This window comes from Pantoea sp., assembly GCF_039594315.1.
Lineage (GTDB): Bacteria > Pseudomonadota > Gammaproteobacteria > Enterobacterales > Enterobacteriaceae > Pantoea.
Window position 1 is genome coordinate 11,498 of sequence record NZ_JBCNNP010000014.1, and the last position, 24,005, is coordinate 35,502.

The 24,005-nt window shown below is 53.3% G+C and carries 20 protein-coding genes; 11 read left to right on the forward strand and 9 right to left on the reverse strand.

Translation table 11 applies throughout. The features are described 5' to 3' along the window. Window positions 1-10: 10 nt before the first annotated feature. The 3 genes from tssM to ABDW13_RS11035 form a co-directional block, all read right to left on the reverse strand. Window positions 11-2,125, reverse strand: coding sequence for a type VI secretion system membrane subunit TssM (gene tssM / locus ABDW13_RS11025; protein WP_343552673.1), 2,115 nt, complete (start codon window positions 2,123-2,125; stop codon window positions 11-13). Then, window positions 2,125-3,339, reverse strand: coding sequence for a type IVB secretion system protein IcmH/DotU (icmH, locus tag ABDW13_RS11030; RefSeq protein ID WP_343552607.1), 1,215 nt, complete (start codon window positions 3,337-3,339; stop codon window positions 2,125-2,127). The genes tssM and icmH overlap by 1 nt, the downstream gene beginning before the upstream one ends. An 84-nt stretch (window positions 3,340-3,423) precedes the next feature. Next, entirely contained in the window at window positions 3,424-3,918 is a 495-nt protein-coding gene (locus tag ABDW13_RS11035; RefSeq protein ID WP_343552608.1) for an SH3 domain-containing protein, read from the reverse strand. Window positions 3,919-4,762: 844 nt separating this feature from the next. Here ABDW13_RS11035 and flhB point away from each other — a divergent pair. From flhB to ABDW13_RS11055, 4 genes are all read left to right on the forward strand, one after another. Continuing rightward, window positions 4,763-5,914 carry a flagellar biosynthesis protein FlhB gene (flhB, locus tag ABDW13_RS11040; RefSeq protein WP_343552609.1) on the forward strand — a complete coding sequence of 384 codons (1,152 nt, stop codon included), beginning with the start codon at window positions 4,763-4,765 and terminating at the stop codon, window positions 5,912-5,914. Next, complete coding sequence (gene flhA / locus ABDW13_RS11045; protein WP_343552610.1) at window positions 5,907-7,994, forward strand: flagellar biosynthesis protein FlhA; 2,088 nt, start codon at window positions 5,907-5,909, stop codon at window positions 7,992-7,994. Before flhB ends, flhA begins: the two co-directional genes overlap by 8 nt. Then, on the forward strand, window positions 7,994-8,401 hold the full coding sequence (locus tag ABDW13_RS11050; RefSeq protein ID WP_343552611.1) for a flagellar protein FlhE: 408 nt from the start codon (window positions 7,994-7,996) through the stop codon (window positions 8,399-8,401). Before flhA ends, ABDW13_RS11050 begins: the two co-directional genes overlap by 1 nt. A gap of 267 nt (window positions 8,402-8,668) precedes the next feature. Continuing rightward, window positions 8,669-10,039, forward strand: a complete 1,371-nt coding sequence (locus ABDW13_RS11055; RefSeq protein ID WP_343552612.1) for a hypothetical protein — start codon at window positions 8,669-8,671, stop codon at window positions 10,037-10,039. A gap of 25 nt (window positions 10,040-10,064) precedes the next feature. Here ABDW13_RS11055 and argS read toward each other — a convergent pair whose 3' ends face one another. Further along, entirely contained in the window at window positions 10,065-11,795 is a 1,731-nt protein-coding gene (gene argS / locus ABDW13_RS11060) for an arginine--tRNA ligase (protein WP_343552613.1), read from the reverse strand. Window positions 11,796-12,398: 603 nt separating this feature from the next. Between argS and ABDW13_RS11065 the strand changes: the two genes are divergently transcribed. Further along, entirely contained in the window at window positions 12,399-12,959 is a 561-nt protein-coding gene (locus ABDW13_RS11065; protein ID WP_343552674.1) for a VOC family protein, read from the forward strand. Here the strand turns inward: ABDW13_RS11065 and ABDW13_RS11070 are convergent. Continuing rightward, entirely contained in the window at window positions 12,956-14,095 is a 1,140-nt protein-coding gene (locus tag ABDW13_RS11070; protein WP_343552614.1) for a PatB family C-S lyase, read from the reverse strand. The two genes, ABDW13_RS11065 and ABDW13_RS11070, sit on opposite strands and share 4 nt — an antisense overlap. A gap of 85 nt (window positions 14,096-14,180) precedes the next feature. Between ABDW13_RS11070 and cutC the strand changes: the two genes are divergently transcribed. Then, window positions 14,181-14,933 (forward strand): copper homeostasis protein CutC, encoded by a 753-nt coding sequence (gene cutC, locus ABDW13_RS11075; RefSeq protein ID WP_343552615.1) that lies wholly within the window; start codon window positions 14,181-14,183, stop codon window positions 14,931-14,933. A 295-nt stretch (window positions 14,934-15,228) separates the two neighbouring features. Next, the gene (locus ABDW13_RS11080; protein ID WP_343552616.1) at window positions 15,229-16,086 is read left to right on the forward strand and encodes a hypothetical protein; all 858 of its coding nucleotides are present in this window, start codon (window positions 15,229-15,231) and stop codon (window positions 16,084-16,086) included. 46 nt (window positions 16,087-16,132) lie between these two features. Here the strand turns inward: ABDW13_RS11080 and ABDW13_RS11085 are convergent, their stop codons facing one another. The 4 genes from ABDW13_RS11085 to ABDW13_RS11100 all read right to left on the reverse strand — a co-directional run bounded on the left by ABDW13_RS11085 (window position 16,133) and on the right by ABDW13_RS11100 (window position 20,006). Beyond that, window positions 16,133-17,230, reverse strand: coding sequence for a glycerol dehydrogenase (locus ABDW13_RS11085; RefSeq protein WP_343552617.1), 1,098 nt, complete (start codon window positions 17,228-17,230; stop codon window positions 16,133-16,135). Between the two features lie 185 nt (window positions 17,231-17,415). Then, a complete protein-coding gene (gene cmoB, locus ABDW13_RS11090; RefSeq protein ID WP_343552618.1) occupies window positions 17,416-18,384 on the reverse strand; it encodes a tRNA 5-methoxyuridine(34)/uridine 5-oxyacetic acid(34) synthase CmoB in 969 nt (322 codons plus the stop codon). After that, the gene (cmoA, locus tag ABDW13_RS11095) at window positions 18,381-19,109 is read right to left on the reverse strand and encodes a carboxy-S-adenosyl-L-methionine synthase CmoA (protein ID WP_343552619.1); all 729 of its coding nucleotides are present in this window, start codon (window positions 19,107-19,109) and stop codon (window positions 18,381-18,383) included. The genes cmoB and cmoA overlap by 4 nt, the downstream gene beginning before the upstream one ends. 75 nt (window positions 19,110-19,184) lie before the next feature. Next, complete coding sequence (locus ABDW13_RS11100; protein WP_343552620.1) at window positions 19,185-20,006, reverse strand: DUF72 domain-containing protein; 822 nt, start codon at window positions 20,004-20,006, stop codon at window positions 19,185-19,187. 233 nt (window positions 20,007-20,239) lie between these two features. On the opposite strand from ABDW13_RS11100, the gene aspS reads away from it, so the two are divergent. The 4 genes from aspS (at window position 20,240) to ruvC (ending at window position 24,002) form a co-directional block, all read left to right on the forward strand. After that, on the forward strand, window positions 20,240-22,021 hold the full coding sequence (gene aspS / locus ABDW13_RS11105) for an aspartate--tRNA ligase (RefSeq protein WP_343552621.1): 1,782 nt from the start codon (window positions 20,240-20,242) through the stop codon (window positions 22,019-22,021). Further along, window positions 22,021-22,452: a dihydroneopterin triphosphate diphosphatase gene (nudB, locus tag ABDW13_RS11110; protein ID WP_343552622.1), complete on the forward strand. Its 432-nt coding sequence runs from the start codon at window positions 22,021-22,023 to the stop codon at window positions 22,450-22,452. Before aspS ends, nudB begins: the two co-directional genes overlap by 1 nt. Window positions 22,453-22,693: 241 nt before the next feature. Beyond that, on the forward strand, window positions 22,694-23,437 hold the full coding sequence (locus ABDW13_RS11115) for a YebC/PmpR family DNA-binding transcriptional regulator (RefSeq protein ID WP_343552623.1): 744 nt from the start codon (window positions 22,694-22,696) through the stop codon (window positions 23,435-23,437). Between the two features lie 37 nt (window positions 23,438-23,474). Continuing rightward, window positions 23,475-24,002 carry a crossover junction endodeoxyribonuclease RuvC gene (gene ruvC, locus ABDW13_RS11120; protein ID WP_343552624.1) on the forward strand — a complete coding sequence of 176 codons (528 nt, stop codon included), beginning with the start codon at window positions 23,475-23,477 and terminating at the stop codon, window positions 24,000-24,002. Window positions 24,003-24,005 lie beyond the last annotated feature (3 nt).

Consider the following 24,005-nt stretch of genomic DNA (forward strand, 5'->3'; position numbering starts at 1 on the left):
TACCTCACCATTACTCACTGTGTTTGGTCAATCGCTGCGAAACGGCCTGCGGCGCAATCGCCAGCATATTGCTATTGTCACCGGCATTTTTCAGATTCTCCGCAAGCTTGCGCATCATTAGCGCATTGTCACGCGCATAGGGCGAAGACTGGATTTGCTGGTCTAATAGTTGGCTCAGATGCCAGTCAAGCTGCTGCAAATCACGCGCGCTGACATCATTCGGCAAGGTGCGTTGTAAGTTCTGCATCAACCAGCCGCGCAGAAACTCGCCATCATAATTGCGCGGTTGATACAGCATCTGATACGCCCGCAGCGCATTGCGGCTGTATTCGTTATCGTTGCCGGGATCGTCACGCAGCAAATTGGTGATCTGCTGGGCCACGCGTGGCAACAGTAAAGACTTAAGGGCATTTTGATAAAGCGCCCACGCCGCATCGCTCACCTGGTTGCCGCGATATAAACCTACGCGCATGGTAAGCGGTGGATTGTCGAGGGAAAAACGCTCGGATAGCGGCAGTTTCACCAGGTTATTTAAGAAGGGTAGCAGATCAAAAATATTATCGGCGGGCTGATGAATCACCTGTTGACTTTGCGTGGTAATCGGCACGATGCGCGCCGCAACCTGGTCCAGATAACGCTGGTTTTGGATGTAACTGGTGAGCCACAAACCTGAAAGCAGCAGCAACGCGCCGGTTAGCGCGCCGTAACCAATCCAGTGAAACAGGCGATTGCGGTATTCCCAATGGCGATTGCTGCCCGCCAGGCCGCTTTCGCGGAACACCAAATCACTCAGCAAATCGCGAATAAAGAAGCTCTGCCCTTTATTGCCCGGAATCGGGCTGCTGCGATTGACGCTATCCCACGCCGCCAGGCTGCTTTCGCCAGTATGCGGCAACTGCAATTTGCGGTTCAGTTCGCCCATGATGCGGTCAAACGGTAAGCCTTCCTGGGTGCCGCTGGTGAAGAACAGGCCGCGCGGTGACCAGGCAATCGGTTCTTGCTGGCTGGAAAACACCACATCAAGATATTCATTCAACAATGGGCGCAGCGAGCTGAACTCTTGCGGGAACAGGAAACTGTCGGCGCGCTGGGTCAGATCGCGTTCTGCCGACATCACATTCGCCAACTGTTGCTGCAAGCGCTGCTCAACGTGTTGGTATTGCTGGGCAAAGCTGCGATGCCAATTGTCTTTATGCGGTTTGCCGGGTTCCCACGGGAACGTGAAGCCCCAAATCGCATCGCGCTGCTGCTTGCTCTGCGCGCCGTAGAAACTCATAAAGCCTTTCAGCAGATCGGTTTTGGTCACCATCACATACACCGGGAAATGAATGCCGGTGTGTTGATGCAATTCCGCCATGCGAGCGCGTAACGCGCTGGCCTGAGCGTGGCGTGCTTCGGCGGAATCAGTCAGCAGATCGGAGACGCTGATGGTCATGATCACGCCATTGATCGGCTGACGGGTGCGATAGCGCTTCAGCAGATTGATGAAACTCTGCCACTCTGCACCGTCACGCGCGCGCTGGCTCTCCTGCAAGGCATAGCGTCCCGCGGTATCGATTAGAACTGCGCTGTCGGTGAACCACCAATCACAATGGCGCGTGCCGCCGACGCCGCGAATCGCCGTTTTACCAAGGCTATCGGTCAGCGGAAACTCTAATCCGGCATTGAGCAGTGCCGTGGTTTTACCGGCACCGGGCGCGCCAATCATCACGTACCACGGCAATTGATACAGGTAGTGGCTTTGAAAACGCGCCAGCCAGCTTTTCTGATGACGACGACCAAATTGGGTGCGTTTTAAACGCAGCGCGGCTTCGCTAAAACGCTGGTTTAATAAGGTTTCGGTGGCCTGGCGATCGGATAACTCTTCCTGGCTCATCTGCTGTAAGCGATTGAGTAATTTGCTGTTGAACCAGCCGCGCCACAACGCCGGGATGAACTGGAATAGCAGCCACAGGAAGAAGAGGAAACCCACCGCTAACTGGCGCGGCAAAACCGGCTCCAACGGACGCGTATCGCCCCAGCTCCACAATGGGCCGAGCATCCACAGCACGCAGCTCAATGCGGTGACGCCAATCAGGCTCCACAGCAGACGATGGGTTAACAGATGTTGCAGTGATGCGCGCATCATTGGTCTCCCTGATGATTGCCGAGGGTTTCCGGGGTCGCAAACAGAGTGATTTCCACGCGACGATTACGCGCGCGGTTTTCGTTGCTGTCATTGGGTAGCAGCGGATTGCTGTCGCCTCGGCCTTCGGCTTTCACGCTGTGACCTTCAGCCAACTGCGGATTCAGCAATTGCGTCACCGCGCGAGCGCGGGCCGAAGAGAATTCATAGCTTGAGGCGAAACGGCCATCAACCGGGCTGTTATCGGTATACACCGACACCAGCACCGTGCCTTTGACGGTTTTCATCGCGCTGGCGACGTGCGCTAACAGCGCGCGGCCGACTTGATTCACCACGGTGCCATCGCTGGCGAACAGTTTATCTGCGGGAATAATCACTTTGCTTCCGAACGCGCCATCGCTCACTTCCAGCTGACCAGCGGCAATCACATCATTTAAGCGTTGATGGAGATCGAGCAATGCTTGCGGCGAAGTGGGGCGACGTCCGGGGGTAATTTGCGGTAGCGGTGTTTGGTAGATGGCGCGCAGCAGCGGTTCCGCGGCATTGCCAAGTCGCCAATTCAGGCCACTGTAAATCAAACAGGCCACCAAAGTGGCTAAGGTCACGCACGCCCACAGCGGCACCATCGGACGCGTCAAAGTGCTGACCAGCGGATGCACTTCCACTAGCGGCGTAACGGGATTGGCGTTGGAGGGACGATTTTCAGCAATCAATTGTGCCAGGCGTTTGCGGATGCCGTCACACTGCGCCCGTCCGCTGTCACTGCCGCGATAACGGCCTTCGTAGCCTAGCAATAAGCAATAGTGAATCACTTCCAGCAGCCACAAATGTTGCTGTGGGCTTTGCGATACGCGCGACAAAAGCTGGAATACCTTTTCGCCGCCCCAGCTTTCGTTATGAAACGTGACTAACATGCCATTGCCGGACCACACGCCGCGTGTGCCCCACGGCGTTTGCGCGGCGGCTTCATCTAATACGCTGCACAGGCAATAGCGCGCGCCGATGATCATCTCAAACGGCAAGCCGGCTTGTTTACAACGCTGTTCAAATAGACGGATTTCTTCGATCAATAACTGACGTAAACCCGCGGGATCGTCATGTGTAGCGGCCTGCCGTATACGTACCACGGCATTCAGGATCGGTGCTGCGGCATTAAGCAAAAGGTTATCATTGCTCGCGACAATGCCATCGCGCGCAAGGGAATCCTGAGTCATTAAATCTCGATTGTCCTGGCAAGGGCGAAAATCACAGTCCGCGGCATCAGAACCGCCGCGGACGCTGTGCGCCGGATTGCATTATCAGTCTAAAATCCAGGTCGCGGTATCGTTAGTGCGACAAGCTTTACTGGCACCACCTACGGCGACGCAGACTTGCTTGCTATTACGGCGGGGACGCGGACGATCGCTACGGATGGTAGCGTCGTAGCGACTGCTTTCCACACCGGCTTTCGGTGGAATATACCCAATCAACTGGCCGTTAGGTTCATCAGCCACGGCTAACCAGCTGTGTTCAACCCGACCCAATACTTCAAATGGTTTGGCGTTATCCAGATAACGCACCACTTTGCCACCGAAATCGGGCGTGGTCATAACGGACGCGGCATACAGCGCACGATAGCTCTCATTCACGGGCGTAAACTCGCCTGGCGCGGCCACCGCATTACGATGAACCAGCTTTACGCCGTTCACTTCGCTGGTGACCAGCGTATCGTCGTTAACTGGCGGTGGCGGCGCTTTACAACCGGCCAAGGTTAAAACCGCCAGCAATGTAAGCACGAGACTCTTATTCACCATGATCCTCAAATTTCATCAGATTAGCTGCAGAGTAATCTGCGGCACGAGCCATGAAGGCGGGCAGATTAGGCAGCGAGAAAGCCATCAAAAAAACAGACAGATTACAGAAAGATAGTGCTGAAGTAAGTCTACCTAAGACTTTTGAGAATTCAAACCATTGCACCCTGATAAATCCCGTGCTACCGGGCGAAAAAGCGACGCAGGCCGATGATATAAAACGCATAGTCACGGTGATAGATAAGCTAGGTTAATTTATTTGTGCGAGTTAGCAATAAACGGCTGCGCAGTGGCTTTTAGTCACTGCCAGGTCCAATCAAAAATGGTAAATAAGATTAATCTATTTCTTAAGATTAAAAAAGATTGCTCAACGAAACAATTTTGTGACTTTCGGAATTTCCGGGCGCAAATCTGCCCATTAAAACTACAGCACGGCATGGCTTTTGCTTTGAGTGGCATTTAAGACAAATTAAGGTGAATTGCACAGAAAATGTGCAGCTTTGCTTCGTCACTGTGCAAACCTGCCATTCAAATCAGCTCGCTCAAGGCAAAACCGCCCGAAATTCACAGTTTGGTGATTGGCACACACTTTGCAAAACACTACTGACATTGTGCATTTGTTTGGTTTACGGCAAAACGAGTGCTTTGGATAAAGGCGTCCTACACATGCTTAGTCATGGCGCAGGACGCCTTTTTTTATGCCTTTATTGTGTGGCTGTTATTCTGCACCTCAACGCAATTTCACTTATGGCTAAATAAACTCACATTTCTCCCCTTTAATCCGCGCTTTAGCCTGACCGGCTTTTGGCATTCTATGCTCAGAATTCCTGCTGGCTGAGGTTGTGCCGTGTCTGAAGAGAGTAACGAGGACAAAACAGAATCGCCCACACCCCACCGACTTGAAAAGGCGCGTGAGGAAGGGCAGATTCCGCGTTCGCGCGAACTGACTTCAGTGATGATGCTGTTGATTGGCTTACTGATTTTGTGGGTGGGTGGCAACAGCATGGCGGAACGGTTGGCCAGTATGGTTGCCACCGGATTCCGTTTCGATCACGGCATGGTGACGGATGACAAAGTGATCATCGCCCATATCGGCAGCCTGATTAAAGAAGCGATGATCGCAGTGCTGCCGCTGATGGGCGGTTTGGTGGTGGTGGCGATTGCGGCACCGATGGCGCTCGGCGGCCTGAATATCAGCGGGAAATCCATCAAGTTCGATGTGAAAAAGCTTAACCCGCTGAGCGGTATTGGTCGCATGTTCTCCGGTCAAACCGCCGCGGAGTTACTGAAGTCGATCATGAAAGCGACGTTGGTAGCTTTGGTGGCCGGTTGGTACATCTGGAGCCATTGGCAAGAGATGCTGCGTTTGATGAGCGAACCGCCGATTAACGCGCTGCATCACGGCTTGTCGCTGATGGCCGCTTGCTGCGGATTGGTGATGTTGGGGCTGTTCCCAATGGTCGGCTTTGACGTGTTCTGGCAGCTGTATAGCTACTTCAAAAAGCTGAAGATGACGCGCCAGGAAATCCGCGACGAACACAAACAGAATGAAGGCGACCCGCACGTTAAAGGACGTATTCGCCAGGCAATGCGCGCCGCTGCACGTCGTCGCATGATGGCCGATGTGCCAAAAGCGGACGTTATCGTCACCAACCCAACACACTACTCCGTGGCACTGAAATATCAGGAAGGCAAGATGAGTGCACCGAAAGTGGTGGCAAAAGGTGCCGGTGATATCGCCCTAAAAATTCGTGAACTCGCTAAAGAGCATCGCATCCCGATTCTGGAAGCACCGCCGCTGGCGCGTGCGCTATATCGACACACAGAAATTGGTCAGTTCATCCCCGGCGCGCTGTATGGCGCGGTGGCAGAAGTGCTGGCATGGGTTTGGCAGCTGCGGCGCTGGAAGCGTGAAGGCGGCCTGATTCCAAACAAACCAAAAAACCTGCCGGTTCCGGCAGACATGGACTTTGCAGGAGAGAACAGAAACGATGGCTAACTTAGCCGAGAAGCTGCGTTTACCGGGCAACTTTAAAGATACGCAGTGGCAGGTGCTGGCCGGTCCAGTCCTGATCATGTTGATCCTGTCGATGATGGTGCTGCCGTTGCCAGCCTTCATTCTCGACCTGCTGTTCACCTTTAACATTGCACTGTCAATCATGGTGCTGCTGGTGGCGATGTTCACCCAGCGCACGCTGGAATTCGCCGCGTTCCCCACCATTCTGCTGTTCTCGACGCTACTGCGCCTGGCGCTGAACGTCGCCTCAACGCGTATTATTTTGCTGGAAGGTCATACCGGTGCGGATGCGGCGGGACGCGTGGTTGAAGCCTTTGGTCACTTCCTCGTTGGCGGCAACTTCGCCATTGGTATCGTGGTGTTTATCATCCTCGTTATCATCAACTTCATGGTTATCACCAAAGGTGCCGGACGTATCGCCGAAGTTGGCGCGCGTTTTGTGCTGGATGGTATGCCCGGTAAACAGATGGCGATCGATGCCGATCTCAACGCCGGTTTGATTGGTGAAGAAGAAGCCAAAAAGCGCCGTACCGAGGTCACGCAGGAAGCCGACTTCTACGGTTCGATGGACGGTGCGAGTAAATTCGTGCGTGGTGATGCCATCGCCGGCATTTTGATCATGGTGATCAACGTCATCGGCGGGTTGCTGGTTGGCGTGGTGCAGCACGGTATGGATCTCGGCCATGCGGGCGAAACCTACACGCTGTTAACCATCGGTGATGGCCTGGTGGCGCAGATTCCGGCGCTGGTTATCTCAACCGCCGCCGGTGTTATCGTTACGCGCGTCGGCACCGATCAGGATGTCGGCGAACAGATGGTTTCCCAGCTGTTCAAGAATCCACAAGTGCTGATGCTCAGCGGCGGCGTGATTGGGTTACTTGGCCTGGTGCCGGGCATGCCAAACTTTGTCTTCCTGTTGTTCACTGCTTCATTACTGGGTCTCGCTTGGTGGCTGCGCGGTCGTGAAATGCAGCCGAAGAAACCGGCAGAATCCGCCAGTTTGGTGAAAACTCAGGAAACGCCGGCCACGGTCGAAGCCTCGTGGACCGATGTGCAACTGGAAGATTCGCTGGGTATGGAAGTCGGTTATCGCCTGATTCCGATGGTCGATCACCTGCAAAATGGCGAGCTGCTGGGACGTATCCGCAGTATTCGTAAGAAGGTGGCGCAAGAGGTTGGTTTCCTGCCGCCGGTGGTGCATATCCGCGACAACATGGAACTGCCGCCCGCGCGCTATCGCATCCTGATGAAAGGGGTGGAAATCGGCAGCGGCGATGCGTATCCGGGCCGCTGGATGGCGATCAACCCAGGTACCGCAGCCGGTTCGCTACCGGGTGAACCGACCGTCGATCCTGCTTTTGGCTTGGCGGCGATCTGGATCGACAGCGCCTTGAAAGAGCAGGCGCAGATTCAGGGCTTTACCGTGGTCGAAGCCAGCACCGTGGTAGCGACACATCTCAACCATTTAATTGGTCAATACGCCAGCGAGCTATTTGGTCGTCAGGAAGCGCAGCAACTGTTGGATCGCGTCACGCAAGAGATGCCGAAGCTGACGGAAGATTTGGTGCCGGGTGTCATCACCTTAACCACACTGCATAAAGTGCTACAAAATCTGCTGACGGAGCGCGTATCGATTCGCGATATGCGCACCATTATCGAAACGCTGGCGGAACATGCGCCAGTACAAAACGATCCGCAAGAGTTGACCAGCGTGGTGCGTGTGGCGCTGGGTCGTGCGATTACTCAGCAGTGGTTCCCAGGCAATGGCGAAGTGCAGGTCATTGGTCTGGATGCCACGCTCGAACGCTTGCTGCTGCAAGCGTTACAGGGTGGCGGTGGACTGGAACCTGGCCTGGCTGATCGTCTGATGGTGCAGGCGCAAGGCGCATTGCAGCAACAGGAAATGGCCGGCGCGCCGCCAGTGCTGCTGGTGAATCATCCGCTGCGTGCGCTGCTGGCGCGCTTCCTGCGTCGCAATTTGCCGCAGTTGATTGTGTTGTCGAATATGGAGTTGACCGACAATCGCCAGATCCGCATGACCGCCACCATTGGAGGCAAATAATGCGTCGTTGGTGCTGGGCGTTAATGATGTTGCCGATGATGTCATTACCGTTGGCAAGCGATGCCGCTGACGGTGCCTGGACCGCGAATGCCAGCGGGCCGAGCCTGGGTGTGCGTGGCAACTGGTTGATGACGCCCGCGCTGAAAGCACCTTCGGCCGCGCCGGGCAATATCTCGATTGTGAACTGGCGCTATCAGCTTAGCCGTCCCGCGCCATCGGGGTTAGTGGTGCGATTATGTGCGACTGACCGTTGTGTCGAAATTGAAGGGGCTAACGGCAGCACGCGCGGTTTAGCCAATGTCGCGGCGGATGAGACATTGCATTTAGCATTTGGTTTTCAAGGGCAGGGTGCGTTACCACCGGGTTTGCGGGTGATTAGCAGCCAGGTGACGGTGAATTATCAGTAGCTCGCTATTCGTCCTCAATAAGTATCAGTAGTAGAGAATGTGCCGCCGATGATATTTGGCGGCATTTTTTATCACTGTGTTTAATTTAAACCCTGTCATCACCGCCAACTGTTAAATTTCCCGTATGGTTTAAAAAACCGTCACGCATTCCGCTTACTGCGTTTTATCTTAAACTCAACAGCAATTGTTTTGATTGGTGCTAAATTTCATTATCCATTTCGTTTCGCTTGCCACAGCGCGATAGCTTACGGCTATGCGAGGAAATTAATGAAAGCGCTCATTTGGCTATCACTCATATTACTGGTTGGCTGCGATGCCAATGCGCCATATCGTAATGATATTGGGCAAACCTGCAGTGAACACAAAAGTGGCTGCGGCAGTTTTCTCGAACATCATAAAAATTATGATTTAGGTTTTATTGAATTTACCGAAAGAGGCAATGATTTCCATCCGGAAAATACCGCTAAGCTGATGGATGAAATTAAAAAATACGCGCAGGATCCTGGCGTAGCCGTGATTGTGTTTGTCCACGGCTGGAAAAATAATGCCAGCACTGAGAATGATAACGTTAAACAATTCCAACAAACGTTAGCGCTGGTTAGCAGTCCACGCGTAATTGCTAGTCGGCGCTTAATTGGGATTTATATCGGCTGGCGCGGCGAGAGCTTAAGCGGTTGGGGCGTGAAAGAGTTAACCTTCTGGGATCGCAAAGCAGTAGCGGAGGAAGTCGGACGGCGTGGTGTCACCAGCGCATTTCTTGATCTTCGTAGTGCGATTGGCGAAAAGAATAATAGCCTGTTGCTGATTACTGGTCACAGCTTTGGTGCGGCTGTTACGTTATCAGCTTTGCAAAGTACCTTAATGGAACGGATGCGCGTGGCGGAAAATGGCGGTGAATTGAAGCCGTTCAGTGATGGCGTGGTGCTGCTGAATCCAGCAATTGAAGCCAATCAAGGATTGATTTTAAAAGAGAGCAGCATGCGCATTGGCTATTTGGATAAACCGCAACCCACCATGATGTATGTGCTCAGTTCACGTGCAGATTACGCCACCAATCGACTCTTTCCACTCGGTCAGAATTTAGGCGTTAATCTGACGTGGAGCCACACCGTGCTCCAGCGTAACTATTATGGTTTTAAATATGCTTTATCAGAAATGGATTTAGATAACACCACTATTGGTAATTATGCGTTATTCAATACTGAATATATCAAAGATCAGGATACGACTCAGGTTGAAAAGCTCCCGCCTATTACCGCGTTGTCTGAAGAGAACATGCCAAAACTGGGTAAGTGGGAATTTATTTCCTATTGTGTTCCTAAAGCGAAATTAGCGACTCTAAAAAATAATTTTACTGATCGTTTGCCTTGCTTCGATCAAGATCCGATTAATTTCATATCCGTCCCGGCTTCGTTTATTGCCAGTCATAATGATGTGTTTAACAGCCATGTGAATGCGTTTATTGTCAGCGTGGTGTTAAAGGCGCGCTTTTATAATTTTGATGGCGCTATGACAGATCGTTTAAAACGCGTGCCGGCGGCATGCAGAAAAGGGGAACAGTTTGATTTCGAAGGCTGCTTCAACCTTTATCAGCCGATTCTTGAGGCGATGGAGCAAAAAAATACTCAGGCCAACTAGCCTGAGTATTTAATGACGCGAAATATTACATACGTTCGACGGTTTTGATGCCCAGCGTATCCAGACCTTGTTTCAGCGTTTTCGCGGTTAACGCGGCCAGCTGCAAGCGGCTTTGACGGATGTTCTCGTCCTCGGCAGAGAGAATTGGGCAATGTTCGTAGAAGCCAGAGAACTGACCGGCCAGGTCGTACAGATAGGCGCACATCACGTGTGGCGTACCATCGCGCGCAACCTGAGTGATCACTTCTTCGAATTGCAGCAAACGTGTGGCTAACTGAGCTTCACGCTCTTCGGTCAGCACGATGTCGCCGCTCAGGCTGTCGGCATCAATACCGGCCTTGCGGAACACTGACAACACGCGAGTATAGGCGTACTGCATGTACGGCGCGGTGTTGCCTTCGAAGGCCAGCATGTTGTCCCAATCGAAGATGTAATCGGTGGTGCGGCTTTTCGACAAATCGGCGTATTTCACCGCGCCGATACCGACCACTTCTGACAGATCTTTCAGCTCTTGCGCTGACATCTCAGGATTCTTCTCGCTGACCAGCGCATGTGCGCGTTCAACCGCTTCATCCAGCAAATCGGCCAGACGAATGGTGCCGCCGCTGCGGGTTTTGAACGGACGTCCATCTTTGCCCAACATCATGCCGAACGCGTGATGCTCGAGCGGTACCGATTCTGGTACATAACCGGCTTTACGCACGATGGTCCACGCTTGTTGCAGATGCTGATGCTGGCGTGAATCGATGTAATACAGCACGCGATCGGCGTGCAGCGTTTCGAAACGGTATTTGGCGCAGGCGATATCGGTGGTGGTGTAAAGATAACCGCCATCTTTCTTCTGAATGATCACGCCCATCGGTTCGCCTTCCTTGTTTTTGAACTCATCAAGGAACACTACGGTGGCGCCTTCACTGGTGACGGCTAAACCTTTCTCACGCAGATCGGCGACGATGCCTGGCAGCATGTCGTTGTACAGGCTTTCACCCATCACATCTTTACGCGTCAACGTGACGTTGAGACGGTCATAGACCAGCTGGTTCTGGCTCATGGTGATGTCGACTAACTTCTTCCACATGCTGCGGCAATATTCATCGCCGCCTTGCAGTTTCACCACGTAACCACGCGCACGCTCGGCAAAGGCTTCGTCGGCATCATAAGTGAGTTTGGCTTCGCGGTAGAAGGCTTCTAAATCAGCCAGCGCGATCTCTTCGTGATTTTCGTTTTGCTGCTTTTCCAGATAGGCGATCAGCATGCCGAACTGGGTGCCCCAATCGCCAACGTGGTTAGCACGGATAACGTTATGGCCAAGGAACTCCAGCGTACGCACCGCGGCATCACCAATGATGGTGGAACGCACGTGACCCACGTGCATCTGCTTAGCCACGTTGGGTGCCGAGTAATCCACCACGATAGTTTGTGGCGCGATGGCGCTGACGCCGAGACGCGGCAGTTGCAGCGCTTGTGCGGTTTGCGCCGCCAGCCATTGACGATCGAGGAAGATATTGATGAAGCCCGGGCCGGCAATTTCCACTTTGCTGGCGATGCCGTGCAGATCAAGATGCTGAATCACCTGTTCAGCCAGTTGTCGCGGTGCCTGACCGAGTTTTTTCGCCACGGCCATGATGCCGTTCGCCTGATAATCACCGAACTGAACCTTTGCAGACTGACGAACCTGGGGTTCGCAATCGGCAGGCGCACCCGCCGCTACCATTGCCTGACTGACTTTGTCGGAAAGAAGAGCCTGAATATTCACCGCGTTACCTTCATATGCTGAAAAGGCCCGCCAGCAGGCGGCGAGCCGATGTCGTCATCCCGCAACTGCGCGGCGGGACGGAAAAATAAGACGGGAAGTATACGTGAAATGTTAAAGTGCGTCAGCTTTTCGCGCGGATGAAAGGGGCACATCGGGCCTCGGCGCCGATTAACGGCGCCGTGGGTGACGACGAGGATTTTTAACGCTTTTGTCTTCTCGCACCTTCCAATGGCGGGAAATGGCAAATCCCATTAATGCAATCAGGACTGCGACAACAATGAGCATGGACATAAGGCCGTTCCTTGTAGTTGTGAACCACAAATTTATAAGAAAGGGTATCAAGCTGCAATTGTTTGTATCTTAAATAAGAGTTATCTCATTGTATTAACTATTCTGATTAATAACAGTGAGTTAAGCCACTTTCATAAAGTAACTGCTGGACCTGATTTGGCGATAAATCCGAAATGAATAAGCGATTTATGCGGTTTTCAGCCGATTCTGTGCTGAAATCGGATGAATCCGACAATTTTGTCAAGCGGAATCAATGCGTATCATTTTTTGAATTGATTAATAAACTTGAACTGATGTAGAGGTAATAGCGTGATGCAGAGCCACTTTCCTACGGAACTGGACGATTTAAAACAAGACCTGACTCGTTTTGAGCACTCTTTGGCAGAATTTGCTAATCGTTTAGGCATTAATCTGGCTGAGCACGAAGCCGATCACCTTGCCGTGCGCTGCCATCAATTCGCCACGGCGGAACGCTGGAAAGCGGGATTTTTGCAAATCGGCGCGCAATTTTCTGAAGCCATCATCAATGGACGCCCAATTTGCCTGTTCAAATTGCATCAACCCCTCAATGTGGCGGGTTGGCAAGTGGATGTGATTGAACTGCCTTGGCCGGGTGAGAAACTGTATCGCCATGAAGGGTGGGAGCATGTGGAGATCGTGCTGCGCGGTGAGCCGGAAACATTGGGTGTGCGCGCCATGGCGCTACTTGCAGATACTGCGCTGACGCAGCCGGGAATATCGTTTAAAACCAGTGCGCCGAAAGGGGAAAACGAGCGTTTGCCCAATCCGACGCTGGCCGTCACGGATGGGCAAACCACCATCAAGTTTCATCCGTGGCGACTGGAAGAGATCGTCGCCAGCGAACAGGGCTAACGGCGCGCCATTACGGCTTTTTGTAAGCGTGCAACCGCCTGTTCGAGCGTTGCGCGCGTGCAGCCAAAATTGAAGCGCACAAAGTTATCATCGCCAAAATCGCGCCCTGGCGAGAAGCCAAGACCGTGTTGCTCAAAGTAGTTGGTCGGGTTATCGACGTGCAGTTGGCTGGCATCGATCCAGCCAAGATAGGTCGCTTCTGGCGAGGCCATCTGCAATTCTGGCAACACGTTTACTTGCTCAACCAGCCAATCGCGATTGGCGCGCAGATAATCAAGCTGCGCAGCAAGCCATTCGTCACCTTCACGCCAAGCCGCTTCTGCCGCCACCAAGGCCAAAACATCCACGCCAGGCACAATGCCTTCACGCACGCGTTTGAAACGCTGGCGCAAATCGCGATTGGGAATGATCGCCATCGATGCGCCCAATCCGGCAATGTTGAAGGTTTTTGACGGTGAGATCAGTGTGATGCTGCGCTGGGCGGCATCTTCACTCAAGGCGGCGAAAGGAATGTGTTGAACATCGGGCGACAGCAATAAATCACAATGAATTTCATCGGAGCAAACGATTAAATCATGCTGCTGGGCGAAGGCTAATTGTGCTGCCAACTCCTCGCGGCGATAAACGGTGCCACCCGGATTTTGCGGATTGCACAGCATCAATAAACGCTCGTTACCCTGCATCGCATGATGGTCGAGATCCATCAGCCAACGATCATCCTGTAACTGCATCGGGAGATTAACCTGCACGCGGTCGGCTAATTTTGCTGCGCTGCGAAACGGTGGGTAAATTGGCGTGGGCGCTACCGTTGCTTGGCCTGATTCCGTGAATGCGCGGACCGAAAGATTCAAACCGCACACCACACCGGGCAGCAGCACAATCCAGTCCGGCTGAATCTGCCAGTTGTAGCGCTGCGCTAGGCGAAAAACTGTGATATCAATCAATCCGCTTGGCGTATCGCCATAGCCAAACACACCATGATCTGCACGCTTTTTAATGGCCTCAATCACACAGGGTGGCGAGCGAAAATCGGTGTCGGCGACCCACAAAGGCAGCACATCGCGATCACCATATTTGTGCCATTTCAAACTATCGCTGTGACGACGGTCTATCCATTGATTAAAATCGAATGCCATAGTGCGAGTTCCACGTAAACTGTTTAATTAAGCAGACTAACTGAAGCATTCCTCACGAGCCAGAAGTCATGAAAAGGAGAATGGTATGACGAAACTGGAAATTTGTTGCTACGGCATCGACTGTGCAATGACTGCGCAGCTGTCCGGTGCCGATCGCGTGGAGCTGTGCAGTGCGCCGCGCGAAGGTGGGTTGACGCCTTCAGCTGGCGTGCTGGAAGCCGCGCGCCGTGAAATTTCAATACCGGTACATCCAATCGTTCGCCCGCGCGGCGGCGATTTTTGCTATACCGCGCACGAGTTCGAGACGATGAAATCCGACGTTGCGCTAATGCGTGAACTCGGTTTTCCCGGCCTGGTGATTGGCATGCTCGACGAAGATGCACATGTTGATGTGGCGCGCATGCAGCAGATTATGACGCTGTGCGCTGGCATGGACGTCACTTTCCATCGCGCTTTCGATTTGTGCCACAGCCCCAAACGTTCGCTGGAAGTGCTGGCTGATTTAGGCATCGCGCGCATTCTAACTTCTGGGCAGCAACAAAGTGCCGAAGCAGGAATTGCATTGTTGCGGGAACTAAATGAACACAGCACGGGTCCGATTATTATGGCCGGTGCGGGCGTGCGTTTAAGCAATATCCAGAAGTTTATCGACAGTGGATTGCAGGAAGTACACAGCTCCGCCAGCCGCTTAGTCGCTTCGCCGATGCGCTACCGTAAAGCCGGTGTTTCCATGTGCTCCGAAGCGGAAACCGATGAATTCAGCCGCTATTGCGTTGATGGCGATGTGGTCGAAGCGATGAAAAGCATGACGCAAATGAGCGCCGTCCGCGTCGCCTGAGTTCTCACCAGTTTTGCCGCGCAGCACGCCAACGTTAATGACGTGATGTTTGCAAGTACCAAGCCCCAGTCCATCTTGCTGGGGTTCTTTTTATCTATCCCCTTCATAATTCAAACTACAGCTGCGTTGGCTGCATGTACTCGCCCAGGTCACTTACTTTAGTAAGCTCCCTGGGACTTCTACATTTGCCGCCTTGCTGTAGCTCGAATTATTTTGGGGATACTGAGCAGGGGGAGATAGCGCGATAGAGTAAATGATGCTTTGATTACTTGATGACTTAGCGCGGATAACCCTCATGAAATCCACTCCTTGTGCTGTTTTAGTGCTGTGTTTGGCTGGCTGCGGCAGTGCGCTGGCAGTCAGTACTGCGTGTCCGCCGATGAGTAAAAATATCACCAGCAGCAATAACTGGATCATGCTAGGTGGTGATGCCAAAGGCGCGGTGCGTCAGGTGGTGGCGGGTGAGTTTGGCAAAGATGTCGATTCACAAAAACGCGTGCTGGGGCAATTCGATCAGTGTGGTGATTTAATGGTCGCCGACATTTCCTATGACAAAAACGAAGGCAATGTGTTGCTGTCGATGGAACAGCACATCGCTCGCGTGCAGCGCGGTTGGGTGGCGGAATATGCCTACATGGTTAAGGTGATCAAAGCCGGGGAAGAGGAAGTGGTTGATAACCGTCAGGGCACCATCAGCTGGCAAATCGGTCAGCACGGCAATATTGTCAGCTCAACCGATAAATTCACCAGCATGGGCAAAGAGGGATTTACTGATACCACCTATCGCTACGACAAAAAGTTTAGGCTGGAGAAAAGTGTGGCGCGCGGCAGCGATAGCGCCAGTAATGGCGAAAACAGCTGGCGTTGGAATGCACAAGGATTGGTCACAGCAGCCAGCAGTGCGCGCAGCAAAGATACTTATAGCTATGACAACCAATGGCGGGAGATGCGGCTTAATGGCACCTCAACCACACCGGTAAGTACTTTGCGTTCGGTAGACGAATGCCAGTTGTGGGATGAAATCGGTAACTGCACGTTGAGTTATCTGCACGAGACCGAAGTGTTTGCCAAAGGCACCATCGAACGCCACTTGAGTTCGGCTTACAAGTATCAGTATTGGGACAAATCGCCATTGGCGGATGCGGATAACTGAGCATTGTTTCGCGCCGCGCACCTGAAAAGTTTGCGGCGCTAACCGCTTATTTTACCGTTTTACTGAAGGCATCAACCGCCACAATCGCGTTTGCGATATCTTCTGGTGACAGATTTGGATTGAGGTTTTTCAGCGTATCGCCTTCACTGTTCGCCAGCGCGCCAACCCGCACCAAATTCTCCCAGCTCTCGTTCTCCAGATGCAGCTCTTTCAAGGTGGTCGGCATTTTGATCGCGCGATAGAAACGAATATAACGCGCGATCTCTTCATCCGGACGCTGTTCCAGCACCATTTGTGTCAGCGTGCCATAAGCCACTTTCTCGCCGTGCGTCAGATGATGAATATCACCATCAATCGCGGTAAAGCCGTTATGAATGGCATGCGCACCCGCCAAACCGGCGTTTTCAAAGCCCAATCCCGAAAGCAAGGTATTTGCCTCCACGACGGCTTCAACCGCAGGCGTCACGCGCTTCTCGCTCACGGCGGTGTAAGCACTGAAACCCCAGGTCAACAGAGTCTCTTCACAGGCACGCGCAATGGCGGTACCGGCAATAGTTGGATCGCCATTCACCATCGATTTAGCATGGGAACGCAGCACCGCTTGTGCCTCAACCCAGGTCGCCAGGCCATCGGCGATGCCCGATGCGAACAGACGTGCAGGCGCACTGGCGCATACGGCGGTGTCCACCAACACTAAATCCGGATTTTTGCTGTAGAAGCGATAGCTTTCGAATACGCCGCTATCTGAATAGATCACTGACAGCGCGCTGCACGGCGCATCGGTTGAGGCAACGGTCGGCACAATCGCCACCGGTTGTTTTAATTCATCCGCAATGGCTTTGACCGTATCCAGCGTTTTGCCGCCGCCCAAACCCACTACTACATTGCTGCCTTGAGATTTCGCCAGTTGGGTTAGGCGGTTGATCTCATTGCCTGATGCTTCGCCATTAAACTGCTGCCAGTGAAATTCAATCCCGGCCGCTTTTAAGGTTTTTTGCGTGCGCTCACCGACCAGCTTCCAGACAATTTCGTCGGCAACTAAAAACGCATGCTGGCCGAGCTCGGCGACATAAGTTCCCAGTTCATCCAGCACACCGGCGCCCTGTACATATTTACGTGGAGAAGAAAAAATGAATTTACTCATAACAACAACTCCTTGATGTGAAAAAAGCCGCTGCAGGTAAAGTGGCACAGAACGGTGACGGAAATTTAACCATTACTGGCAAGTTGAGAATTATTATCAGTTGCTGACGGGAGGTAACAAAAATCTTAAAAGGGCGGGAGAGAAGCAAAGACGCCGCGCGGTGGGGGCCGACGCGGCGGAGAATTTTACGGTTTGCGAGCGACTAACACGGCACGCAATGGCGCAGGATAACCTTCAACGGTTTTGCTGCTGTCGTTGGGATCCAAAAACTCGGCCAACGATTCGCTGGTCATCCAGCTAGTGCGACGTTGTTCTTCAACCGATGTCACTGCGTAATCGGCGATGCGTACATCAACAAAGCCGCACTTTTCCAGCCAGCTTTTAAGCGCCGCCGCGGACGGGATGAAGTACACGTTGCGCATTTGCGCATAGCGTTCACCCGGCACCAGCACCGCGTTCTCATCACCTTCAATCACCAGCGTTTCCAGTACCAATTCGCCGTCGCTGACCAACTGATTTTTTAACTGCATCAGATGATCAAGCGGCGAGCGACGGTGATACAACACGCCCATCGAGAACACTGTATCAAACGCTTGTAACGCAGGAAGTTGCTCGATGCCCAATGGCAGCAAATGCGCCCGGCGATCGTCACCTAACAATTTGCGCACTGCTTCGAATTGGCACAGGAACAGCTGCATCGGATCGATGCCGACCACCAACTTCGCGCCTGCGCCAATCATGCGCCACATGTGATAGCCGCTGCCGCAGCCAACATCTAGCACCGTGCGATGCTGCAATGGCGAGATGTGCGGCAATACGCGGTCCCATTTCCAGTCGGAACGCCATTCGGTATCAATTTCCGTGCCGTACAGTGAATACGGGCCTTTGCGCCACGGCATCAAATTACGCAGTAGGTTTTCAATGCCAAGGCGTTGGCGATCGGTGAGATCGTTGCGTTGCGCGCTGACGCTGTTAATCAGATCGAGCTTTTGAGGTTCCAGCAACGGCAGATAATCCACCGACTTTTCCCAATCACGAAACTTGCCGTGCAGGTTTTCACGTTGCCACTCGGCGACTTGCGCGGGTAAAACTTCCAGCCAGCGAGCGAGCGGCCCGGTGGCGATTTGCTGGTAAAACAGGCCAAAATCAATCATTTCAAAGCAACCAAAGAACCAAAGTTAAAGCACTGGAACCACAACTCCGCATGGGCAAAACCGGCGGTTTTCAGGCGCGCTTTATGCGCTTCCACGCTATCGGTCAACATCACGTTTTCCAGCATGCTGCGTTTCTGGCTGATCTCCAGTTCGCTGTAACCGTTGGCGCGTTTGAAATCGTGATGCATGTTGAACAGCAGTTCACCGACATCGGCATCTTCAAAGCTGAACTTCTCGGATAGCACCAGCGCGCCGCCTGGATTCAAGCCCTGAACAATCTTTTTCAACAGTTCAAGACGGGCCGGTGGTTCAAGGAATTGCAGGGTAAAATTCAGTACCACCAACGAGGCATTCTCGATATGGATATTCTGAATATCCGCTTCGATGACCTGCACCGGCGTATCGGCACGGAACGCGTCGATGTGGCGGCGGCAGCGTTCAACCATCGCCGGAGAATTATCCACGGCAATGATCTGACAACCTGGCACATGAATATTGCGACGCACCGAAAGCGTGGCGGCACCCAGCGAGCAGCCGAGATCGTAAACCTGACTGTTAGGCTGGACAAAACGTTCTGCCAGCATGCCAATCATCGAAATGATGTTGGAATAGCCCGGCACCGAGCGCTGAATCATATCGGGGAAGACTTCAGCCACGCGCTCGTCAAAGGTCCAGTCGCCCAATTTATCAATGGGCGCGGAAAATAGCGTATCGCGATCAGACATAATGATAGGTCCGGAGAGAAAACGGAAAGGGCGCTATTTTGGCAGAAACCGACCCAAGGTGCATCCGCTTTGCGTTTAGAACAAACTCGTTTGTTGCGGCCAGTCGGGCAAATCGCGCAATGTGGGTTCTAACTGCTGCAATTGCGGCCACAGCGCCTGGATTAGTGGAAACACTTCGCCCATATCCGGTGTATGAATAAACAGCATCGGATCGCTGTCTCTTTGCCACTCAGCAATTTTACTGATCCATGGCTGAAACAGTGGCACGCTCTCTGCAACGCTGTCGCTGCCGATAAAACGCACCATCGGCTGCGTGCTGGTGCGTACCGCATGCGGTGGCACGCGCGGCTTTTTGGATCGGGCATCCACGGCGGCGGCAGTTTGCGAGGTGGAGGCGTGTACCGGGCGGCTATCCAAAATCACGCGATTCACGCCGCGATCCAGCAAACCCCGATTCAATGCGCGTTCGGCTTCACCTTTAGCGAAAAATGCCGGATGGCGCACTTCAACGCCATAGCGAAAATTACGCGGCAAACCATCAAGGAAAGACCACAAATCGCCGAGCTGTGCCGGCGAAAACGCGGCGGGTAGTTGCAACCAATACTGACCGATGCGCTGACTGAGCGGATCGAGCAGGCGGAAAAACTCGCTAAGCAGTTCATCACAATCGCGCAGCGCCGATTTGTGACTGATGCTGTCGGGAAATTTAAAGCAGAAGCGGAAATCATCGTGCGTCATATCGCGCCAGCGCAGCACCACTTCGGGCTTGGGCAACGCATACAGCGTGGTGTTGCCTTCTACACAACCAAACAGTTGCGCGTAATCGGCCAGGGTTTCGAGGCCAAACTGTTTCCACTGCGCGTGCTGCCATTGCGGTAATCCAATACGAAGTGTCAAACGCGAACTCCTGAATCCTTTAGGGGCGGGAAAGTGCGGCTTAATGTAACCTGTTTTGATGTCGGCAGGAAAAACAGCGCGATAAAGCGTAATGAATTGTCCGCTTTGATCTGGCTCCACTTATCCTGCCTGGGTTTTTCCATTATAATAGCCGCCTTTTTTGCGGCAGCATCTCATAAGGTTACGCGGCCTGATGTTGTCTGGCAGCAGCGGCGAAGTTAAAAGGATACGTTATGCGTACAGAATATTGCGGACAGCTCAATCTGTCTCATGTGGGTCAGCAAGTCACTCTCTGCGGTTGGGTCAATCGCCGTCGCGATCTGGGTAGCCTGATTTTTATCGATATGCGCGACCGTGAAGGTATCGCTCAGGTGTTCTTCGATGCCGATCGTCAGGACGCTTTCCAGCTGGCATCTGAACTGCGTAACGAATTTTGCATCCAGATCACCGGTACCGTGCGTGCACGTGACGAAAAAAACAAAAACAGCGATTTGGCGACCGGTGAAGTCGAAGTCTTCGCCCATGAGCTGAACATCATCAACCGTGCGGAACCGTTGCCGCTGGACTCCAACCAGATCAACAGCGAAGAAGCGCGTTTGACCTATCGCTATCTTGACCTACGCCGTCCGGAAATGGCACAGCGTTTAAAGACACGCGCTAAAATTACCAGCTTTGTGCGTCGCTTTATGGACGACCAGGGCTTCCTCGACATCGAAACGCCGATGCTGACCAAAGCCACGCCGGAAGGTGCGCGTGACTATTTGGTGCCAAGCCGCGTGCATAAAGGCAAGTTCTACGCCTTGCCGCAGTCACCACAGCTGTTCAAGCAGTTGCTGATGATGTCCGGCTTTGATCGCTACTATCAGATCGTTAAGTGCTTCCGTGACGAAGATTTACGTGCCGATCGTCAGCCAGAATTTACCCAGATTGACGTAGAAACCTCGTTCATGACGGCCGAGCAGGTGCGTGAAAAGATGGAACGTCTGATTCGCGAACTGTGGATTGATATTAAAGGCGTGGATCTCGGTGACTTCCCGCAGATGACCTTTGCGGAAGCGATGAACCGTTACGGTTCCGATAAGCCAGATTTGCGTAACCCAATGGAGCTGGTGGACGTTGCCGACCTGCTGAAGAACGTGGAATTCCAGGTCTTCGCTGGCCCGGCTAACGACGCCAAAGGCCGCGTTGCAGCGTTGCGTGTGCCAGGTGGCGCGGCGCTGACGCGTAAGCAAATTGATGAATACGGCAAGTTTGTTGAAATCTACGGCGCGAAAGGTTTGGCGTGGATGAAGATCAACGAACGCACCAAAGGTTTTGACGGTGTACAAAGTCCGGTCGCTAAGTTCCTGACGCCGGAAATTGTTGAAGCGATTCTGAACCGTACCTCAGCGCAAGATGGCGACCTGATCTTCTTCGGTGCTGACCGTGCCAAAGTGGTGGCGGATGCACTGGGCGCGCTGCGCTTGAAAGTCGGCCGCGATCTGCAAATCACCGATGACAAAGCGTGGGCGCCGTTGTGGGTTATCGACTTCCCGATGTTCGAAGAAGATGAAGAGGGCGGTTTGGCTGCGATGCACCATCCGTTCACCTCACCGAAAGAGATGAGCGCTGAAGAACTGGCGAAAGATCCGGTGCAAGCGGTAGCGAATGCCTACGATATGGTGATTAACGGCTACGAAGTGGGTGGCGGTTCGGTGCGTATCCACAGCGGCAAAATGCAGCAAACGGTGTTCAGCATTCTCGGTATCACTGAAGAAGAGCAGCGTTTGAAGTTTGGCTTCCTGCTGGATGCGTTGAAATACGGTACGCCGCCGCACGCGGGCCTGGCGTTTGGTCTGGATCGTCTGACCATGCTGTTGACCGGCACCGATAACATCCGTGATGTGATCGCGTTCCCGAAAACCACTGCAGCAGCCTGTCTGATGACTGAAGCACCAAGCGAAGCCAACCCAGCGGCACTGCTGGATTTGGGCATTTTGGTCGCACCGAAGAAAGACAAGTTAGAGAATAAATAATGGGCTATAAACATCCGGTATCAGTGCTGGTGGTGATTTTTGCGCGAGATACTGGCCGGGTGTTAATGCTGCAGCGACGTGATGATGACAGTTTCTGGCAGTCAGTGACGGGCAGCCTGGAAGCGGGAGAAACCCCGCGCCAGGCGGCTGAACGTGAAGTGTCAGAAGAACTGGCTATCAACATCGCGGATGAAAAGTTAGTGCTGGACGATTGCCATAAACACATTGAGTTTGAAATCTTCCCGCACTATCGCCATCGCTATGCACCCGGCACCACGCACAATCGTGAACACTGGTTCCGATTAGCGTTGCCCGCCGAACGTGAGTTGTTGCTCAGCGAACATCTCGCCGCATGCTGGCTCGAACCCGCCGCTGCCGCAGCCCTCACCAAGTCCTGGAGTAACCGCCAGGCAATTGAAGAATTTATCTGAATGCTCGTCGCCGCGCGTTTTTCCCGCGGAGGATGAGCTAGTTTTTTAGGAATCTGGTGCGTGCTAAATGAACGCGCCAAGCAATATTAAACAGTCAGGCGTAATCGGCGCCGCGAGGTTGTTCACCGCCAGCGCACAGCAACCGGAGCGTACTTTTGTACGTGAGGATTGCGAGCACTGCCGGGGGACAAGATCGCAAGCAAGATAGCCTGCACCCTGTAAAGATCGGAGAGAAAGTAAGATGGCTGGACACAGTAAATGGGCAAACACCAAGCACCGCAAGGCTGCTCAGGATGCGAAGCGCGGTAAAATCTTCACCAAAATCATTCGTGAGCTGGTGACCGCAGCGAAATTAGGCGGCGGCGATGCCGGTTCTAACCCGCGTCTGCGCGCGGCGATGGACAAAGCGCTGTCCAACAACATGACGCGCGACACCATGAACCGTGCTATCGCACGCGGCGTAGGCGGTGAAGACGATTCCAACATGGAAACCATCATCTATGAAGGTTACGGTCCTGGCGGCTCAGCGGTAATGATTGAGTGCCTGAGTGATAACCGTAACCGTACCGTTGGCGAAGTGCGTCATGCCTTCACCAAAACCGGCGGCAACCTGGGTACCGATGGCTCAGTTTCTTACCTGTTCAGCAAAAAAGGGGTGATCTCTTTTGCGCCAGGCCTGGATGAAGATGCAGTGATGGAAGCGGCGCTGGAAGCCGGTGCTGAAGATGTGGTTGCCTATGACGATGGCGCGATTGACGTGTTCACCGCATGGGAAGAGTTGGGTGCGGTGCGTGATGCACTGGAAGCTGGCGGCCTGAAAGCGGACACGGCTGAAGTCTCCATGATTCCATCAACCAAAGCGGAAATGGATGCGGAAACGGCACCGAAACTGCTGCGTTTGATCGACATGCTGGAAGATTGCGACGATGTGCAGGAAGTTTACCATAACGGTGAAATCTCTGATGAGATCGCAGAAACGCTGTAATGGCGTTGCTTAATAACCCACTCACCGGAGACGCGCTGTGGCGATAATTCTCGGGATCGATCCCGGCTCGCGCGTCACCGGTTACGGTGTCATCCGCCAAACCGGCCGCCAACTGAGCTATTTGGGTAGCGGCTGTATCCGCACCAGCGTCACCGATCTGCCGTCACGCCTGAAGCTGATTTATGCGGGCGTCAGCGAAATCATCACCCAGTTCTCGCCCGACTATTTCGCCATCGAACAAGTGTTTATGGCAAAGAATGCCGACTCAGCGCTGAAGCTGGGCCAGGCACGCGGTGCAGCGATTGTCGCGGCAGTGAATCATGATTTGCCGGTTTTTGAATACGCGGCACGGCAGGTGAAGCAAACCGTAACCGGTACTGGCGGCGCAGAGAAAAGCCAGGTGCAGCATATGGTGCGCACCTTGCTGAAACTGGCGGCCAATCCGCAAGCCGATGCTGCCGATGCACTGGCCATCGCCATTACGCATTGCCATATGAGCCAGAATACGGCACGTATAAGCGATACCAAATTGGTGATGACGCGCGGGCGGATGCGATCAGGTTAAAAC

Excerpts from the sequence above, each read along its gene's own strand:
- tssM (WP_343552673.1), bottom strand. The coding sequence starts at position 2,125 with ATGCGCGCATCACTGCAACATCTGTTAACCCATCGTCTGCTGTGGAGC.
- icmH (WP_343552607.1), bottom strand. The coding sequence starts at position 3,339 with ATGACTCAGGATTCCCTTGCGCGCGATGGCATTGTCGCGAGCAATGAT.
- ABDW13_RS11035 (WP_343552608.1), bottom strand. The coding sequence starts at position 3,918 with ATGGTGAATAAGAGTCTCGTGCTTACATTGCTGGCGGTTTTAACCTTG.
- flhA (WP_343552610.1), top strand. The coding sequence starts at position 5,907 with ATGGCTAACTTAGCCGAGAAGCTGCGTTTACCGGGCAACTTTAAAGAT.
- ABDW13_RS11050 (WP_343552611.1), top strand. The coding sequence starts at position 7,994 with ATGCGTCGTTGGTGCTGGGCGTTAATGATGTTGCCGATGATGTCATTA.
- ABDW13_RS11055 (WP_343552612.1), top strand. The coding sequence starts at position 8,669 with ATGAAAGCGCTCATTTGGCTATCACTCATATTACTGGTTGGCTGCGAT.
- ABDW13_RS11065 (WP_343552674.1), top strand. The coding sequence starts at position 12,399 with ATGCAGAGCCACTTTCCTACGGAACTGGACGATTTAAAACAAGACCTG.
- ABDW13_RS11070 (WP_343552614.1), bottom strand. The coding sequence starts at position 14,095 with ATGGCATTCGATTTTAATCAATGGATAGACCGTCGTCACAGCGATAGT.
- cutC (WP_343552615.1), top strand. The coding sequence starts at position 14,181 with ATGACGAAACTGGAAATTTGTTGCTACGGCATCGACTGTGCAATGACT.
- ABDW13_RS11080 (WP_343552616.1), top strand. The coding sequence starts at position 15,229 with ATGAAATCCACTCCTTGTGCTGTTTTAGTGCTGTGTTTGGCTGGCTGC.
- ABDW13_RS11085 (WP_343552617.1), bottom strand. The coding sequence starts at position 17,230 with ATGAGTAAATTCATTTTTTCTTCTCCACGTAAATATGTACAGGGCGCC.
- cmoB (WP_343552618.1), bottom strand. The coding sequence starts at position 18,384 with ATGATTGATTTTGGCCTGTTTTACCAGCAAATCGCCACCGGGCCGCTC.
- cmoA (WP_343552619.1), bottom strand. The coding sequence starts at position 19,109 with ATGTCTGATCGCGATACGCTATTTTCCGCGCCCATTGATAAATTGGGC.
- aspS (WP_343552621.1), top strand. The coding sequence starts at position 20,240 with ATGCGTACAGAATATTGCGGACAGCTCAATCTGTCTCATGTGGGTCAG.
- nudB (WP_343552622.1), top strand. The coding sequence starts at position 22,021 with ATGGGCTATAAACATCCGGTATCAGTGCTGGTGGTGATTTTTGCGCGA.
- ABDW13_RS11115 (WP_343552623.1), top strand. The coding sequence starts at position 22,694 with ATGGCTGGACACAGTAAATGGGCAAACACCAAGCACCGCAAGGCTGCT.